Genomic DNA, 16,440 nt, shown 5'->3' on the forward strand with positions numbered 1-16,440 from the left:
GGCTGGAAGAGGAAACCATCAGGGTTTTTTCTCCGGCCAGTCATCTTCTTTATCCCACTCGGCATTGTTGTCTCTGTGAGGAGGCAGTTCCGGTTTATTCTTGAGAAAGCGTTTATGGTCGAGGCGGCTCAGTTCTTTCATGCCATTAATTACCATGCCAACCAGAATAATCAGAATCACCCACCAGTAATCAGCCAGCCACGACATGTTCAATCCTCATCAATATTCATGATAAAGCGGGAAAAAATATCAGGCAGGTGCGGGCGTAACCAAGCATCTCCCGCGATATCTTCATGTTGCCAGGCTTCCAGAATAACCTCTGGCGTCAACTGTTGCGCCGCCGGTCTGGCCAAGGGGTGGTAGCTGATGTGCCAGGGTTCTATCGCTACGCCGCCGCGGTCGTGGGCAAAGGGGCGGTAAAAATCGAACTGCGCCATATGCGCAGTAAGCCAGTCGTTCAGTTCAGCAAAATAACCGTCCGCCTGATATTCCCACGGCTCCAGTTGCAGGCGGGCACCCTGAGGTAGGCGTGACGGATCGTAGATATCAAGTTCAGTGCCCCAGTGATGGCGGCTGGCGCCCGGCAGGGCAGACCAGCGCAATATCGCGGCACAGCGTTCCGCCACAGAAAGCGCTGCTGCCACCAGCGGCTGGCTGTTTTTATCCAGCAACGGGCGCTCGCCGTTGAATTTTTGATTCCAGATGTGGCGCTGGCGGGCAAAGTCACGAAAGGTGCTGGCGGGCTGTAGCTGAAAGCCATCACGCGCAGCCGCCTGCTGTAAGCCAGTAAAGGCGGCGAGGGCGGCCGGTTGCAGGCTGTGTGTCTCACCGAGCGGGACAAGGTGCTCACGGGTTTTCCCCGTGAGCATGGCGTGCGTCATCATGCGATGAGCTGCTCCATAATGCGTTGATAAATGCGACTCAGTAATTGCAGGTCGGCGGCGCTGACGCACTCGTCCACTTTGTGGATGGTGGTGTTTACCGGGCCAAGTTCTACCACCTGTGCGCCCATCTGCGCGATAAAGCGCCCATCCGACGTGCCACCATTGGTCAGCAACTCCGGGGTGATTTCGCTGTAATGCTCAACGGCGGTCACCACGGCATCGACCAGATCCCCCGGCGGGGTTAAAAAGGGTTGGCCGGAGAGGTTCCAGTTTAGCGTGTAGTTAAGCTGGTGGCGATCCAAGAGGGCGGCGACGCGGGCTTTAATCACGTCGTCCGTCAACGCTGTGCTAAAGCGGAAATTAAACTGCACAAACAGCTCGCCGGGGATCACGTTATTGCTGCCAGTGCCCGCGTTGATGTTCGCAATTTGCATGCTGGTGGGGGGGAAGAAGGCATTACCCTGATCCCATTCGGTGCCGACCAACTCATTCAGGGCTTCCATAGCGCGATGCACCGGGTTGTCGGCCAGATGCGGATAGGCCACGTGGCCCAGAACCCCGTGTACGGTCAGATTGGCGGTGATAGAGCCACGACGCCCGTTTTTTACCACGTCGCCCAGTTTGGTGGTGCTGGAAGGTTCACCCACCAGACAGTAATCCAGGCGCTCATTACGTGCCATTAACGCTTCAACCACCTTCACCGTGCCGTTTACCGCACTGGCTTCTTCATCTGAGGTGATCAAAAACGCCAGGCGGCCCTGATGATGGGGATTTGCCCGTACAAACCGCTCGGCGGCCACCACCATGGCGGCAACTGACCCTTTCATGTCTGCCGCGCCGCGCCCATACAAAAAACCATCGCGCAGGGTAGGTTCAAACGGTGGGTGCTGCCAGCGGCTGGCATCACCGCTCGGAACCACATCGGTATGCCCGGCAAACGCCAGCGTTTTGCCTTCACCGCGCCATGCCCAGACATTTTCGGTATCGCCGAAATCCATTTTTTCAATGGTAAAGCCCACCGCTTTCAGGCGTTCAATCAGTAGTGCTTGACACCCTTCATCGCGCGGGCTGAGCGATGGGCGTTTAATCAATTCTTGTGCAAGTTCTAAAACGGGGCAGGACATCTCACTCTTTCTCCGCGGTAAAGGCGTGGTAACTTTCGGCCGTGAAGCCTAACAGGGCGCGCTCGCCGCTCACCAGTAGCGGGCGTTTGATCAAGGCTGGATGGGCCAGCAGCAGGGCGCAGGCGCTTTCGGGATCGGTGACAGCGGCGCGCTCAGCGTCACTTAACTGGCGCCAGGTGGTTCCGCGCGTATTGAGCAACGGTTGCCAATCACCGACAAGACGAATAAAGGCGGTTAATTGCGCATGTTCCAACCCATCGCCACGGTAATCATGAAACTGATAGGCAATCTGATGCGCTTCCAGCCAGCGTCGTGCTTTTTTGATGGTATCGCAGTTTTTGATACCGTACATCATCAGCGTCATGGTGATAACAGTCCTTTCTCATCGGGAGGCCATTAAGGCGGCAGGTGAATGTGTCAGCATGCCGAAAAATGGCCGGGAGATCCACCGATGCAATCTGCTCAGAATGGGATCGTGTTCGCTTTTTATTCGACAGGAAAACGTTTCGCTGGTTAAAAAGTGGGTGTATACTGGCCGCAGTTAATCACCAGGGGGACATGATGATAGAAGTAGAAGTGCGTCACTGGAAAGACTTCATTGAAGAAATGCTACGTAAAAAATAATTATCGGTTACCTAGTTTTTTCCCATTGATAGATTTGAGTACAGAACCAGGAACAACATTCCACCCAATGCAAAGGCAGCCAGAACGTTCTGACTGCCTTTTTTCATGGGTAAAATGAGGAAATCTTGAGTGTTTTACTCAGGAAATTGTGATTTAAAACAATGGTAGATGTATTTATGATTATATATCAATTAGTTATTTTTTATCGCGTAATCTGCCGCAGCAATGGCATGCAGATAGCTGGTATCAAAAAGGGGAATTTTTGTATCAGATTGATGGATTAAAAGGGGAATTTCAGTGCAGCCCAGAATCACGCCCTCAGCACCTTGCTGGGCCAGTTGATCGATGATGGTGCTAAATGCTTGCCGTGAACGGTCATTCACTATGCCGCGGCACAGCTCTTCGTAAATGACTCGGTTGATCTCGTCGCGTTGATCGGGTTGTGGAACAATGACATCGATGCCGTGGCGCTCTCGTAAGCGGCCACGGTAGAAATCCTGCTCCATGGTATAGCGAGTCCCCAATAAGCCGACGCGCGTCATGCCACGCTGTTTCAGACTGTCAGCAGTGGCATCGGCGATATGCAATACCGGTAATTGGCAGGCGTTTTCTACCGGCTCAGCCACCTTGTGCATGGTGTTGGTACAGATGACGATCGCTTCTGCGCCTGCCCGACGTAGCCCGAGGGCAATGTCAGAAAGCTGCTGTGCCGCCTGCTCCCATGCGCCTTGTGCCTGGAGTTGCTCGATATCATGAAAGTCTACGCTGTGCAGTATCAGTTTCGCCGAGTGTAAGCCACCCAGACGCTGCTGAATGCGTTCGTTAATCAGACGGTAGTAGGGCACGGTGGATTCCCAACTCATGCCGCCGATCAATCCAAGGGTTTTCATCGTTCGTTTATCCTGAGGGTCATTTACGGTTGCCCGACACAGTGTGTGGGGAGAAAACGGTAACAAAGGTGTCTCATTTCAAACTATTGGTAAATCGGAGCGTATATTTAGCGATTTTCATCACTTTTTATCCAAGTTCAACTGGACAAATGCGTTACTAATTGCTGTACTGTACCGGACACACATTTTGTGTCTTTCATTCATGTTAAAGGTAAGTTTGATGTCTAAGATTAAAGGTAGCGTTAAGTGGTTCAATGAGTCCAAAGGTTTTGGTTTCATCACTCCGGAAGACGGCAGCAAAGATGTATTCGTACATTTCTCTGCAATCATGAGCAATGGCTTCAAAACTCTGGCTGAAGGTCAGCGCGTAGAGTTTGAAATCACTGACGGTGCTAAAGGCCCATCTGCGGCTAACGTTATCGCTATTTAATAATACCGATTTCTTGAAAACCCGCCTTATGGCGGGTTTTTTTTATCCTGTTTTCAGGATACCAGCCAGTTGACCAGTGCGAATGCCAGCGCCGTCATGAGCAGCGAGCCTACCAGATTACACAGAATGTTAATGGCTGCCGCTGAGAGTTGACCCTGGTTGATAAACAGGAAGGTCTCCGCCGAGAAGGTGGAAAATGTGGTTAATCCGCCACACAGCCCAGTGGTTATCAGCAGCTTCCAATGTGGCGGTACTTCCGCATGACGCGAAAAGTAGGCGAGGGCGCCACCAATGACAAAAGCGCCAATCAGGTTTGCCATCAGCGTGCCTACTGGCAGTACTGACACTGTCGTCGTGTTATAGCGCATGCCCAATACCCACCGGGCGACGCTTCCCGCTCCGCCGCCAATAAATACGGCCAGAAACATCATCCACATAATGACCTCGTGTTGTGCATTATTTTACGTTGAAAGTGATTCAGAGCGGGCAGACTCCTACGCGCCTGCTCTGAGGCGTACGTAGGCATCATCAGCCCAAAAGGCGGTTAGGGAGGAATGCCATCTCCATATGACAAAAACAGTGTAGCGGCTATACCCGTCATACTTCAAGTTGCAGATGCGTTGGCTACACGCGTTATTCGGCCCATCCCTGACCTCACCGCTTACGAGGCCACCGCTCGCGGCGTTCAAATCGGCTCCCGGCAGATTTTTCACCTGAATCACTTACTTCAGTAAGCACAGTGGGATGAATGAACCTCATCCTTGAGGTTCACCCTGCGGGCCAGCGCAGGCGCTGTTCAAAACCTAAACATGTTGTCCTGCAACTCGAATTATTTAGGGTATAGAAGTATCTGGACTCAAACACTGGCAATAGACGTATCAGGAGTAGGGTCTAATTTTGTTACAAATGGATGTTGTGTTCGCGCTGTAGTAAGCATAAATAAACAATATCGGTATTTTTTCGCTGGTATTCCAGTATTCGTAATCAGGTAGGTGTGTGATGGAAGGTATTAGCATTGCCAAGCTATTGGTGATTGGCGCACTGATTGTTTTACTGTTCGGCACCAATAAACTGCGCTCGTTGGGCGGTGACTTGGGGGCAGCAATTAAAGGCTTCAAGAAAGCGATGAATGACGATCAGTCAGTGAAACCGACCACCGCAGGGGATGATGCAGCACCTGCCGGTGAAATTCGTCATAACAAGGACTAATCACCGTAATCAAAAAGGGCAGCCCATTGGGCTGCCCTTTTGCTGAGGTCTACGAGTAGCAGGGGCAATGTGTAACTAAATATTGTTACCCCCCGAGGCGCTTACTTAACCTCAATGCCTTTTGCTTGCAGATCGGCGTGATACGACGAACGCACGAACGGGCCGCAGGCTGCGTGGGTAAAGCCCATCGCCATCGCTTCGGCTTTCATCTCGTCAAACTCTTCCGGGCTCACATAACGTTTCACCGGCAGGTGATGACGGCTCGGCTGCAAATATTGCCCTAACGTCAACATGGTGACGCCGTGGCGGCGCAGGTCACGCATTACCTCAACGATCTCTGCGTTGGTTTCCCCCAGCCCAACCATCAGGCCGGATTTGGTCTGGATTTCAGGATGCATGGCTTTGAAGTTCTCAAGCAGCTTCAATGACCACTCGTAGTTAGCACCAGGGCGTACCTGACGGTAGAGGCGCGGTACGTTTTCCAGATTGTGGTTGAACACGTCCGGCGGCGTTACGTTCAGGATATCCAACGCTTTATCCATACGGCCGCGGAAATCGGGCACCAGCGTCTCAATGCGAATGTGCGGATTTTTACGGCGAATAGCGGCGATGCAGTCGGCGAAGTGCTGTGCGCCGCCGTCGCGCAGGTCATCCCGGTCAACGGAGGTGATAACCACATAGCGCAGCCCCATGTCATGGATAGTCTGCGCCAGTTTCTCCGGCTCATTGGCATCAGGCGTCACCGGGCGACCGTGTGCCACGTCGCAGAATGGGCAACGGCGGGTACAAATGGCACCCAGAATCATAAAGGTTGCCGTGCCGTGGTTGAAACATTCGGCCAGATTCGGGCAGGAGGCTTCTTCACAGACGGAATGCAGGCCGTTTTTGCGCATGGCCGCCTTGATGCCCTGAATACGGCTGGAATCGGCAGGTAACTTGATTTTCATCCATTCAGGTTTACGCAGTAGCTCCTGCCGCTCAGTGACGACGGTGCGTACCGGGATGAGTGCCATTTTGTCTGCATCGCGGTATTTAACGCCGCGTTCCATCTGAATCGGTTTACTCATGATAGCCAGGTTCCAGTTCTGAATCACAGGTTGAATCATGATTTAAGCTCTATGATTCAATGGATTATGTTTCTAATTAAACTTTTTTTTAAAAACTATAAAAAATTATACCATCATTGCTGTCTGACATTCAGCCTTTACGTCGCACAAATGCATAAATAATGTAAACGGAATGTGATTTGGCGCCGATAGGCATAAAACAAATGGCGCTTTCTCACGCCAACCTATTGCGCGGTGTGGGCGCCCCCTGAGTGGCCCAATCCCATACCAGCGGCGCTTGTTGCGTGTAACCAAGCTGTTGCATAAAGGTGGTTACCAATACGGGGGCGACATCTGCCACTGTCACAGCGGGTGCTTGCTGGCTGACCTGTGTCATCACCATACCCGCATAGCCGCACGGGTTAATGCGCAAGAACGGCGTCAGGTCCATGTTGATGTTGAGTGCCAGTCCATGAAAAGAGCAGCCTTTGCGAATACGCAGACCGAGTGAACAGATTTTTGATTCTTGCACATACACACCTGGCGCATCGGCGCGGGCATGAGCGACGATGCCGAACTGCGCCAGCGTACCGACCACGGTATTTTCAATGGCGGTGACCAGCTCTCGCACACCCACTTTTCGGCGTTTTAAATCCACCAGCACATACATCACTTGCTGACCCGGCCCATGATAGGTCACCTGACCGCCGCGATCGCTCTGGATCACCGGAATATCGCCGGTAGTGAGCAGATGCTCTGCCTTGCCTGCCTGACCTTGGGTAAAAACGGGAGGGTGCTGCACCAACCAAAGCTCATCTGCGCTCTGTGTGTCACGCGAATCGGTAAACTGATGCATCGCCAATGAGACTGGCTCATAGGGTTGTACGCCAAGCTGACGTACGATGATCTTATCCTGTAGCAACATCGTGATCTTCAGGTTAAGGAAAACAATGGAGCCGATTATAGTCGCGGGAAGCGCCAGCGAACAGCACTGAAACACATTTTCCCGCGATTATCCGGCCAGGCAGGGTCATGCCCTTACAGCACGACGCGCACGATATCGATAGCGCCCAGCTCTTCATAGAGCGTCTCGACTTGCTCAATGTGCGTGGCAGTCATGGTGATGGAAACCGAATGGTAATTACCTTTGCTGCTCGGTTTGACCTGTGGGCTATAGTCACCCGGCGCATGGCGTTGCACCACTTCGACAACGCGGTCTACCAATTCTGGCTGCGCGTGTCCCATCACCCGGTAGGTGAATGAGCAGGGAAATTCGAGCAGTTCATTGAGTTTGGTTTTCATGTGTTCTCCAGATGGATCGGTGCCCATGCTGATGATAGCGTTTGGTTCAACATAAAGTATAACTCCCGCCGCAGCGGGAGTAATCATCTCTGAATATGGGGCCAAAAATGGCTAATCCAAGGGCTTAGCCCAACCAGCGATGGAACATCAGGCGAATGTGGTCAAACAGGCGGCCAAAAATGCCCCCTTCTTTCACTTCATTCATCACGACCAGCGGACGCTGCTCAATGGTTTTACCATCCAACTGGAAGTTGATGGTGCCGACCACCTGGTTCTTGCTCAGCGGTGCGTGCAGTTCCGTGTTATTGAGCACGTAGCTGGCTTTCAGATCTTTCATCCGGCCGCGCGGAATGGTGAGGTAGGCATCTTTTTCCACGCTCAGGGACACTCTGTCGCTATCACCGAACCAGACGGGCTCAGACGCAAACTCTTTGCCTGCTTTCAGCGGAGCAACGGTTTCAAAGAAACGGAAACCCCAGGTGAGCAATTTTTTGCTCTCGGTTTCGCGGCCTTTGAAGGTGCGTCCGCCCATCACTACTGAGATCAAACGCATTTGACCTTCAGTGGCAGAGGCAACCAGATTGTAACCTGCCGCATTGGTGTGGCCGGTTTTGATGCCGTCGACGGCCAGGCTGCTGTCCCACAGCAGGCCATTACGGTTGGTCTGCTTGATGTTGTTAAAGGTGAACTCTCTTTCTTTATAAATGGCGTACTCATCCGGCACATCGCGAATCAGTGCCTGACCAATCAGCGCCATATCGCGCGCGGAGCTGTGCTGCCCCGGTGCATCCAGACCGTGCACGGTCTGGAATGTGGTGTTCTGCAAACCCAATGCTTTCACATAGTTATTCATCAGGCTAACGAAGGCATCCTGGCTACCCGCCACATAATCTGCCATCGCAACGCAGGCATCATTACCCGATTGCAGAATGATGCCACGGCTGAGTTGTGAAACCGGTACGCGATCGCCCGGTTTCAGGAACATCAGCGACGATCCCTGAAAGGTTGGGTTGCCGGTTGCCCAGGCGTCTTTACCGACGGTCACGATGTCATTCTGCGTGATCTTGCCGGATTTCAATGCCTGTCCGATAACATAACTGGTCATCATTTTGGTCAGGCTGGCGGGATCGCGGCGCGTATCGGCATTCATTTCCGCCAACACTTTGCCAGAGTTGTAATCAATCAGGATGTACGACTCGGCGTCGATTTGTGGTACGCCGGGGATCATCGTCTTGAGATTGACGTCTTCCGCATGGGCCGTTGTGGCAACGCTGACGGCAAGCAGCGTGCCCAGCGCTGTACCTAGGGTGAAACGAGACGTGATAACAATATTCATGATTGGAACTACAACATCCGTGGAGTGAAGTTAAAAACGAGCCGTACTATAGCAGATGCGTTATAGCGCGGCACCAGACATTCCGTTACGTGATTTTGCTAAAGCAGAATGGCGTAACAACCCCATGCCCGCACGTTAACAGGTGGCGGGCAGGGGCAAGAGAGGATTATTGCGCGTCTGCCGCTGTGATAAAGGCGTGCTGCTGCGCTTCTGTTGCCAAACGTTGCTGAAGGTCAGTGGCTTGTTGGCGGTTTTGAAAAGGGCCAAGCTGAACGCGATACAACCCGTTGCTGGGCGTCACTTTCCCCGTCACGCGGAAGCGTTCGCTCAGGCTCTTCAGCCAGGTTTGCGCGCGCTGTGGGTCGCTCAGCGCCCCAACTTGCACCAGATAGCGTCCGTTACTGTTGCCAAGGGGTGTCGCTGCGGGGGTCACAGCAAGCGGGCGAGCTGTCGTGGCTGCTGGTGCGCTGGTTGTGGGCGTAGCGGCATGGGTATCTTCCAATACGCCAGAACGCAGGGCCGTCGGGGCACCCAAAAATCCGCTTTGGCCTGCACTGGTGCTGCTGGCAGGCATGTCGCCGTTACGGTGTTCGCTGAGAGCACTGTTGTTGACGGGCCGGCTGGCAATGGCTGTCGGCGCACTGGTTTCCATCATCGGCGTACCCAACCCGCTGGCACCGAGGTTGGGGCGATCGGGCAAGGCGAAACTCTGTTTGGCAACGGAGGTCCCAATGGTGCCTGGCCCGGACAGCGTGCCATCCGGCGCGACCACAATCGCTTCAACTTTCACTTTGGTGTTGTTGGAGATATTGAGGCGATCGCCAGCCGCCTTGGACAGATCGATGATTCTGCCCGGCGTATACGGGCCGCGATCGTTCACGCGCACCACTAAACGGCGGCCGTTGCTCAGGTTTGTCACGCGGACATAGCTGGGTAATGGCAGCGTCGGGTGCGCCGCGGTAATGGCGTTGGGATCGAAGATTTCGCCGATAGAGGTACGATTACCGTTGGCTTCAGCGCCATACCAGGTTGCCAGACCGACCTCGGAGAAGTTCTGTGCGTTCTGGACAACCTTGTAGGTTTTGCCCTTGATGGTGTAATCCTGCAACGTGCTGGGATTATAGGGCTCATAGCGCGGCTCGGCTCCGCCAATCTCTTCCACCGGACCGTTATAAGCCGGGGTCGGCGTGATCGGTGCTCGCGGGGCTTCCGTGGTGGTACAGGCTGCAAGCATCAAGGTGACGATGCCGATCCAAAGCCAGTCCTTACGCATGTGTTTACCTCATTTTATAAGTTTTTCGAGAGCATCTTACGGTGCGTGTGGATTGACATCACGATGCCAAATCCGGCCATCAACACCACCAACGCCGAGCCGCCGTAACTGATAAGTGGGAGCGGTACCCCGACCACAGGCAATATGCCACTCACCATACCGATGTTAACAAAAACATAGACAAACAGAATGAGAATCAGGCCGCCGACCATCACCCGGCCAAACGAGGTCTGGGCATTGGCGGCAATCACCAGACCGCGCATGATGACAAACAGATACATGGCGATCAGAATCAGCACCCCAATCAATCCCAACTCCTCTGCCAATACGGCAAAAATAAAGTCGGTATGGCGTTCTGGCAGAAACTCGAGCTGTGACTGGGTGCCTTGTAACCACCCTTTACCCGACAAGCCTCCGGAGCCAATAGCAATCTTGGACTGAATAATATGATAGCCTGCACCCAGCGGGTCGCTTTCCGGATCGAGCAGCATCATCACGCGGGCGCGTTGGTAATCGTGCATCAGGAAGAACCAGAGTACGGGAATAAACGCCGCAAGCAACACCAGCGCCACGGCGATCAGTCGCCAACTCATACCTGCGAGGAAAAGCACAAACAGGCCGGATGCCGCGACCAGAATCGACGTGCCCAGATCGGGTTGCGCCGCCACCAGCAGGGTCGGCAAAAAGATTAATACCAGGGCGATCCCGGTATTTTTCAGCGACGGTGGGCACATATCACGGTTGATAAAACGAGCCACCATTAGCGGTACGGCAATTTTGGCAATTTCTGACGGCTGAAAACGCACAAAGCCAAGATCGAGCCAGCGCTGTGCGCCCTTACTGATCTGGCCGAACACATCCACCATGATCAGCAGAATGACACACACGATATAGAGATAGGGTGCCCAGCCTTCGTAGACGCGCGGCGGAATTTGCGCCATGACGATCATCACGGCAAGCCCAATGGCTATCTGTGCCGCTTTACGCTCCATCATGCCGATGTCCTGGCCGCTGGCGCTCCACATCACGAATAAACTGTACCCCAGCAGCGCCAGGATACAGAGCAGGAAGGGCAGGTCGATATGAATCTTGGTCCAGATCGACCTTTTTTGTTGGCTTTCAGTCATGGCGGCGGTTACTCGCTTTCAGAACCGGGTGCGCTCGGTGGCGCATCGGGCAATTCGGTGTTGTTATCGCCCAGCATAATGTGGTCGAGCATTTGGCGTACCAAGGCGCTGATCGCAGGGCCGGCACCGCCATTCTCCAAAACGATTGAGATAGCAATCTTGGGATTGTTATAGGGGGCAAATGCCGTCAGCAGTTTGTGGTCGCGCAGGTGTTCGGCGATTTTATGTGCATTGTAGGTCTCATTTTCTTTCAGGCCAAATACCTGCGCCGTACCGGTTTTTGCCGCGATCTTATACGGCGCATCGGCGAAAAATTTATGCGCAGTACCGTTCTGACGGTTAGCAACCCCGTACATCCCGTCTTTGGCAATTTCCCAATAGCTGGCGCGCACATCGCTAAGCCGCGACGCTTCTTGTTGACGATAAGGTACGATGACGCCGCTATTGCGCGCGCTATAAAGCAAATGCGGGGTTTTCACGTTGCCATCGTTGATAAGCGTCGTCAGTGCTTTCGCCATTTGAATCGGAGTGGCAATCCAGTAGCCTTGACCGATGCCGACCGGAATGGTATCCCCTTGATACCAAGGACGTTTGAAGCGTTTTTGCTTCCATTCGCGCGTGGGCATATTTCCTGAACGTTCTTCCGCCAGGTCGATACCGGTGTATTCGCCGTAGCCGAACTTGTTCATCCATTCAGCCAGGCGATCGATACCCATGTCATAAGCGACCTGATAAAAGAAGGTATCTGCAGATTCTTCCAGCGATTTGGTCACATTCAAGCGGCCATGGCCCCATTTTTTCCAGTCGCGGAACCGTTTTTCCGAACCCGGTAGCTGCCACCAGCCGGGATCGAACAGCGAGGTGGTGGGCGTAATGACATTGGCGCTTAACGCAGAGGCGGCAATATAGGGTTTCACCGTTGAAGCCGGAGGATACAGCCCTTGCGTGGCACGGTTGATCAGTGGTTTGTTGGGATCATTAAGCAGTGCGCGATAATCTTTGGTCGAGATACCATCAACGAACAGGTTGGGATCGTAACTTGGCGTGGAAACCAGTGCGCGCAGGCCACCATCGCGCGGATCGATAATCACCACCGCAGCACGGCTGCCTTCCAGCAGTTTTTCAACGTAGATTTGCAGGTTGAGATCGATAGTGAGGTAAATGTCCTGGCCTGCCTGCGGTGGCTGCTCATGTAACTGACGGATAACGCGGCCACGGTTATTGACTTCCACCTCTTCATAACCGGGTTTACCGTGCAGAATATCTTCGTAATAGCGCTCAATACCCAGTTTACCGATGTCACTCGTGGCGGCGTAATCGGCAATTTTTTCTTCTTTGCTCAGTCGCTCTACGTCTTTATCGTTGATTTTTGATACGTATCCGAGGACATGGGTGAGTGCTGAACCATACGGGTAATAGCGGCGTTGATAGCCTTTGACTTCCACGCCGGGAAAACGGTACTGGTTGACGGCAAAACGGGCAACATCAACGTCGCTTAAGGCAGTTTTGACTGGAATGGAGGTGAAGCGGCGTGAGCGTTTACGTTCTTTCTCGAAGTTTTCCAGATCATCATCAGTGAGATTGACGATGGGTTTCAGCGCAGCCAGCGTATCTTGCAGGTTATCAACTTTGTCTGGCACCAGTTCAAGCTGGTAAATGGTGCGGTTTAGCGCCAGTGGAATACCGTTGCGATCGTAAATGATGCCGCGGCTGGGCGCGATGGGCACCAGCTTGATGCGGTTTGCGTTTGAACGTGTGCGGTAGTCATCAACGCGCACCACTTGTAAATGGTACAGATTGGTCACCAGCACGCCGGAAAGCAGCAAAATGCCGATGAACGCCACTAAAGCACGACGTACGAAAAGGGCGGATTCCGCCGAATAATCACGAAAGGGTTTATGTTCTGTTTTCATCCGGCAACTATTTCGTGTGTTTCATCGTACAGTCTTACTCTCTATGGTAAGGGTGATTGGTGGTGATGCTCCACGCCCGATACAGGCTCTCGGCCACCAATACGCGCACCAGCGGGTGCGGCAGCGTTAACGGTGATAGCGACCAGCTTTGCTCCGCTGCCGCTTTGCACGCGGGGGCAAGCCCTTCTGGGCCGCCAATCAGCAGGCTGACGTCGCGCCCGTCCTGCTTCCAGCGTTCCAACTGGCTGGCAAGCTGCGGGGTTTCCCACGGTGTACCGGGAATATCCAGCGTCACAATACGGTTACCTTTGCCCACTGCTGCCAGCATCAGTTCACCTTCTCGCTCAAGAATGCGTTTGATATCCGCATTCTTCCCCCGTTTACCGGCAGGGATCTCCGTGAGCTCGAAGGGCATGTCTTTGGGGAAACGCCGCAGATAATCTGAAAAACCTGTCTGCACCCAGTCCGGCATTTTGGTGCCAACGGCGACCAGTTGCAGCCTCATACTAGCTCCACAACTTTTCCAGTTCGTACAGGTGACGGCTTTCTTCCTGCATCACATGCACCATGACATCACCGAGATCGACAACCACCCAGTCTGCACTTTGCTGCCCTTCCACGCCCAGCGGGATCATACCGGCGGCGCGCGAGGCTTGTACCACATGGTCGGCGATAGACGAGACGTGGCGGCTGGATGTACCGGTGCAGATAATCATGCAGTCGGTAATGCTGGATTTGCAACGCACGTTCAGCGCAACGATATCCTGGCCTTTTAAATCATCTATTTTATCAATAACAAAATCTTGGAGTGCTTGGCCTTGCAAAGGTTCCTCCTGCCTGGCGGTTCATCCGGAGAAATGTGCTCCGGCGGGATAAAAAAGGTTGCGTGTTTATGCGTGACGCACCGCTGGTGTTTCAGGGTATTAACGACCCATTTGGTGGCGTAGACAACGCGCTTTACCGTTTTTTACCGGACTGAAAAACCAGCGGCGGAGTATAGCATGCCCGGTGAGAGAGTGGTATGTGGGAAGCGGGTTAACGGTATAAGTCGTGAGCATCCATAAAATGCAGCACGGCAGGTGGAACCAGGTCGTCACAGGGTTCACCTTTTTGGCGGCGCTGGCGAATATCTGTGGCTGAAATGGTGACCAACGGCGTATGTGCCAGATAGATCAATCCGTGCGGTTGCGCGTGGAGGGCGGCGGCATGTTCAGCGCTGTGCGCTTCCAGCCACGCCTGCTGTTCTGGCGTGTCCAGCGTGGTGCGATAACCTGGGCGGGCGCAGACCAACAGATGACAGACGTTAAGCAGATCGCGCCCACGGTGCCACGTGTGCAAGGTGAGCAGCGAATCCTGTCCGATGATAAACGCTAACGGCTGGTCATCACCCATTTCGCCACGGAGCGTTTCCAGCGTATCGATAGTGTAGGACGGTGTTACACGCTGCAATTCACGGTCATCCACGCTGAATAACGGCGCCTCGGCGATGGCGAGTTCCACCATGCGTTTTCGCTGTTGCGCGGTGGCTTCAGGTTGTTCGCGATGGGGCGGTACGTTATTGGGCATCAGCGTGATGCGCGTTACGCCTATTTCATCCGCCAACGCGGTGACGGGGCGTAAATGGCCATAATGAATCGGATCAAAAGTGCCGCCGAAATAGGCGATCAATTTAGCGGGAGTAGCGCTAGTCATCGGTGTTGACCATACCCGTCGCAAGCGCTTTGCCGCACAATAACAGTGTCAGCGTTTGCATTTCTGGCCAGATGGATTGGCCATAATCCTGTTTGAGCGTCAGTTCCAAGCGCGTCAGCAGGTGCATGGCTTGTTGCAACTGGCGTCCATCGAGCCGTTGAAGTGCCTGAGTGAGCAGTGTACGTCGATTTTGCCACACCTTATGCTGATCAAACAGGGTGCGTAACGGTGTCGTCGCCATGTTGCGTTGTAAGGTGACCAACAGCGTCAACTCACGTTGCAGTATGCGTAGCAGAATCACGGGTTCGCTGTCTTCTGCTTGTAACTGTTGCAACACATGCCAGGCGCGTTTGCTTTTACCTGCCAGCACGGCATCCAGCCAGTGAAACGGCGTGAAATGTGCGGCATCGTTTACCGCCTGCTCGACCCGTGGCAGCGTGAGCTTGCCGTCAGGATAGAGCAGTGACAGACGTTCCAGCGCCTGCATCAACGCCAGAAGATTGCCTTCATAGCAGTAACACAGCAGTTGCGTGGCGGCATCATCCAGTTGCAGTTTGCATTGCTTGGCGCGTTGCGCCACCCAGCGCGGTAATTGCGCCTGTTCTGGTGTTAAACAGTTGATGATTACACCGTTTTGCGACAGTGCTTTATACCACGCGCTGTTTTCTTGCGCTTTGGTAAGTTTGCTGCCGCGCAGAATAGGCAATACGTCCTGATGCAGCAGCCCAGCCAGTTTGACCAGATTTTCTGCCATGGCCGCGTTGGGGCCGTTTTCCGGCAGTTGCAGCAGCAGGCTCTGCCGAGAAGCGAACAGGCTGAGTGCCTGACAAACGCTGAAAATAGCATCCCAATCGGTGCTTTGATCGAGTGTGAAACTGAAATGCTCGGTGAAGCCCTGCTCACGCGCGCGATGGCGTAGCGTATCCAGACTTTCCTGCAACAACAGTGGGTCGTTGCCAAGCAGCAGATAGCAAGCGCGCAGCCCTTCATTGAGCTGCGCGGCAAGCTGTTCCGGATAGATGCGGATCATGAACGCCCGTTGTTAGCGCTAATGGCGGCGGCACGTTGCTGACGGTTTTTCACCTCATCACTGCCATTGATGGTCACCAGTTTACGCACTAACTGCTCGGCAGCCTGACGGCGCATCTCCTTACGTATAATGTCCTGCTCGGCATCTTTTGCCAACGCGGCGAGCGGGTTATCAAAGAAGGTGCGGAACACCGTGACCGAGAGTGGATAAATATCCTCACCCGGCAGCAGTACCTGCGCATGAACGGTCAGTACCAACTGATACTCTGCGGTGGTCCCGTCCTGGAAAATAGAGACAGTGTCTCTGGTCTCCGTGGCGCCGAGAATACGCAGGGATGCGATATCCTGACGCGCTGCGTCTTCCTCGATTCGTACATCACTGGCACGCAACCGATCGCGAATGGCTCGGGTCAACGGACCAAAGGGATCGTTACTGGTCAGCGTTAATACCTTCAATTCGCTGGGCAGTTGTGTGGTGCCACGCAGATGAAAACCGCAGCCGGCGGTGACCAACACCGCCAACCCCAGCAACAACGTGAATAAACGATGTCGCACAGTGCC

At 53.7% G+C, this 16,440-nt stretch carries 21 protein-coding genes and 1 riboswitch; of the genes, 3 read left to right on the forward strand and 18 right to left on the reverse strand.

Annotated elements, in window-relative coordinates; translation table 11 throughout:
- Positions 1-18: 18 nt before the first annotated feature.
- From K6K13_RS06075 to K6K13_RS06090, 4 genes are read right to left on the reverse strand one after another with little or no spacing between them, the layout of a single operon-like run.
- Positions 19-207 carry a YpfN family protein gene (locus K6K13_RS06075; RefSeq protein ID WP_195314740.1) on the reverse strand — a complete coding sequence of 63 codons (189 nt, stop codon included), beginning with the start codon at positions 205-207 and terminating at the stop codon, positions 19-21.
- A 2-nt stretch (positions 208-209) separates the two neighbouring features.
- Entirely contained in the window at positions 210-884 is a 675-nt protein-coding gene (locus K6K13_RS06080) for a M15 family metallopeptidase (RefSeq protein WP_222159972.1), read from the reverse strand.
- A complete protein-coding gene (gene dapE / locus K6K13_RS06085; RefSeq protein ID WP_222159973.1) occupies positions 881-2,008 on the reverse strand; it encodes a succinyl-diaminopimelate desuccinylase in 1,128 nt (375 codons plus the stop codon). The genes K6K13_RS06080 and dapE overlap by 4 nt, the downstream gene beginning before the upstream one ends.
- Position 2,009: 1 nt before the next feature.
- A complete protein-coding gene (locus K6K13_RS06090) occupies positions 2,010-2,372 on the reverse strand; it encodes an ArsC family reductase (RefSeq protein WP_222159974.1) in 363 nt (120 codons plus the stop codon).
- 197 nt (positions 2,373-2,569) lie between these two features.
- Here K6K13_RS06090 and ypfM point away from each other — a divergent pair, with 197 nt between their 5' ends.
- Positions 2,570-2,632, forward strand: a complete 63-nt coding sequence (gene ypfM / locus K6K13_RS23805; protein ID WP_430361292.1) for a protein YpfM — start codon at positions 2,570-2,572, stop codon at positions 2,630-2,632.
- Positions 2,633-2,823: 191 nt separating this feature from the next.
- Here the strand turns inward: ypfM and K6K13_RS06095 are convergent, their stop codons facing one another.
- The gene (locus K6K13_RS06095; RefSeq protein WP_222159975.1) at positions 2,824-3,522 is read right to left on the reverse strand and encodes an aspartate/glutamate racemase family protein; all 699 of its coding nucleotides are present in this window, start codon (positions 3,520-3,522) and stop codon (positions 2,824-2,826) included.
- A gap of 220 nt (positions 3,523-3,742) precedes the next feature.
- Here K6K13_RS06095 and cspE point away from each other — a divergent pair, with 220 nt between their 5' ends.
- A complete protein-coding gene (gene cspE, locus K6K13_RS06100; RefSeq protein WP_222159976.1) occupies positions 3,743-3,952 on the forward strand; it encodes a transcription antiterminator/RNA stability regulator CspE in 210 nt (69 codons plus the stop codon).
- A gap of 53 nt (positions 3,953-4,005) precedes the next feature.
- Here cspE and crcB read toward each other — a convergent pair whose 3' ends face one another.
- The gene (gene crcB / locus K6K13_RS06105) at positions 4,006-4,389 is read right to left on the reverse strand and encodes a fluoride efflux transporter CrcB (RefSeq protein ID WP_222159977.1); all 384 of its coding nucleotides are present in this window, start codon (positions 4,387-4,389) and stop codon (positions 4,006-4,008) included.
- Between the two features lie 75 nt (positions 4,390-4,464).
- Positions 4,465-4,526, reverse strand: a riboswitch (Fluoride riboswitch).
- Positions 4,527-4,951: 425 nt separating this feature from the next.
- On the opposite strand from crcB, the gene tatE reads away from it, so the two are divergent.
- Positions 4,952-5,161 carry a twin-arginine translocase subunit TatE gene (tatE, locus tag K6K13_RS06110; protein WP_222160988.1) on the forward strand — a complete coding sequence of 70 codons (210 nt, stop codon included), beginning with the start codon at positions 4,952-4,954 and terminating at the stop codon, positions 5,159-5,161.
- Positions 5,162-5,262: 101 nt separating this feature from the next.
- Here the strand turns inward: tatE and lipA are convergent, their stop codons facing one another.
- The 12 genes from lipA to lptE form a co-directional block, all read right to left on the reverse strand.
- On the reverse strand, positions 5,263-6,228 hold the full coding sequence (lipA, locus tag K6K13_RS06115) for a lipoyl synthase (RefSeq protein WP_222159978.1): 966 nt from the start codon (positions 6,226-6,228) through the stop codon (positions 5,263-5,265).
- 214 nt (positions 6,229-6,442) lie between these two features.
- A complete protein-coding gene (gene lipB, locus K6K13_RS06120; RefSeq protein ID WP_222159979.1) occupies positions 6,443-7,132 on the reverse strand; it encodes a lipoyl(octanoyl) transferase LipB in 690 nt (229 codons plus the stop codon).
- A 113-nt stretch (positions 7,133-7,245) separates the two neighbouring features.
- Positions 7,246-7,509: a DUF493 family protein YbeD gene (gene ybeD, locus K6K13_RS06125; protein WP_222159980.1), complete on the reverse strand. Its 264-nt coding sequence runs from the start codon at positions 7,507-7,509 to the stop codon at positions 7,246-7,248.
- A 124-nt stretch (positions 7,510-7,633) separates the two neighbouring features.
- Complete coding sequence (dacA, locus tag K6K13_RS06130) at positions 7,634-8,845, reverse strand: D-alanyl-D-alanine carboxypeptidase DacA (protein ID WP_222159981.1); 1,212 nt, start codon at positions 8,843-8,845, stop codon at positions 7,634-7,636.
- Between the two features lie 166 nt (positions 8,846-9,011).
- Entirely contained in the window at positions 9,012-10,118 is a 1,107-nt protein-coding gene (rlpA, locus tag K6K13_RS06135) for an endolytic peptidoglycan transglycosylase RlpA (RefSeq protein ID WP_222159982.1), read from the reverse strand.
- A gap of 14 nt (positions 10,119-10,132) precedes the next feature.
- On the reverse strand, positions 10,133-11,245 hold the full coding sequence (gene mrdB, locus K6K13_RS06140; RefSeq protein WP_222159983.1) for a peptidoglycan glycosyltransferase MrdB: 1,113 nt from the start codon (positions 11,243-11,245) through the stop codon (positions 10,133-10,135).
- 8 nt (positions 11,246-11,253) lie between these two features.
- Entirely contained in the window at positions 11,254-13,158 is a 1,905-nt protein-coding gene (mrdA, locus tag K6K13_RS06145; RefSeq protein ID WP_222159984.1) for a peptidoglycan DD-transpeptidase MrdA, read from the reverse strand.
- 34 nt (positions 13,159-13,192) lie between these two features.
- Positions 13,193-13,663, reverse strand: coding sequence for a 23S rRNA (pseudouridine(1915)-N(3))-methyltransferase RlmH (rlmH, locus tag K6K13_RS06150; RefSeq protein WP_222159985.1), 471 nt, complete (start codon positions 13,661-13,663; stop codon positions 13,193-13,195).
- Position 13,664: 1 nt separating this feature from the next.
- Positions 13,665-13,982 (reverse strand): ribosome silencing factor, encoded by a 318-nt coding sequence (rsfS, locus tag K6K13_RS06155; protein WP_222159986.1) that lies wholly within the window; start codon positions 13,980-13,982, stop codon positions 13,665-13,667.
- 211 nt (positions 13,983-14,193) lie between these two features.
- Positions 14,194-14,850 (reverse strand): nicotinate-nucleotide adenylyltransferase, encoded by a 657-nt coding sequence (gene nadD, locus K6K13_RS06160; protein ID WP_222159987.1) that lies wholly within the window; start codon positions 14,848-14,850, stop codon positions 14,194-14,196.
- Positions 14,843-15,880, reverse strand: a complete 1,038-nt coding sequence (holA, locus tag K6K13_RS06165; RefSeq protein ID WP_222159988.1) for a DNA polymerase III subunit delta — start codon at positions 15,878-15,880, stop codon at positions 14,843-14,845. Before holA ends, nadD begins: the two co-directional genes overlap by 8 nt.
- On the reverse strand, positions 15,877-16,434 hold the full coding sequence (gene lptE, locus K6K13_RS06170; protein ID WP_222159989.1) for an LPS assembly lipoprotein LptE: 558 nt from the start codon (positions 16,432-16,434) through the stop codon (positions 15,877-15,879). Before lptE ends, holA begins: the two co-directional genes overlap by 4 nt.
- Positions 16,435-16,440: the final 6 nt, after the last annotated feature.

Source organism: Symbiopectobacterium purcellii, assembly GCF_019797845.1.
GTDB lineage: Bacteria > Pseudomonadota > Gammaproteobacteria > Enterobacterales > Enterobacteriaceae > Symbiopectobacterium > Symbiopectobacterium purcellii.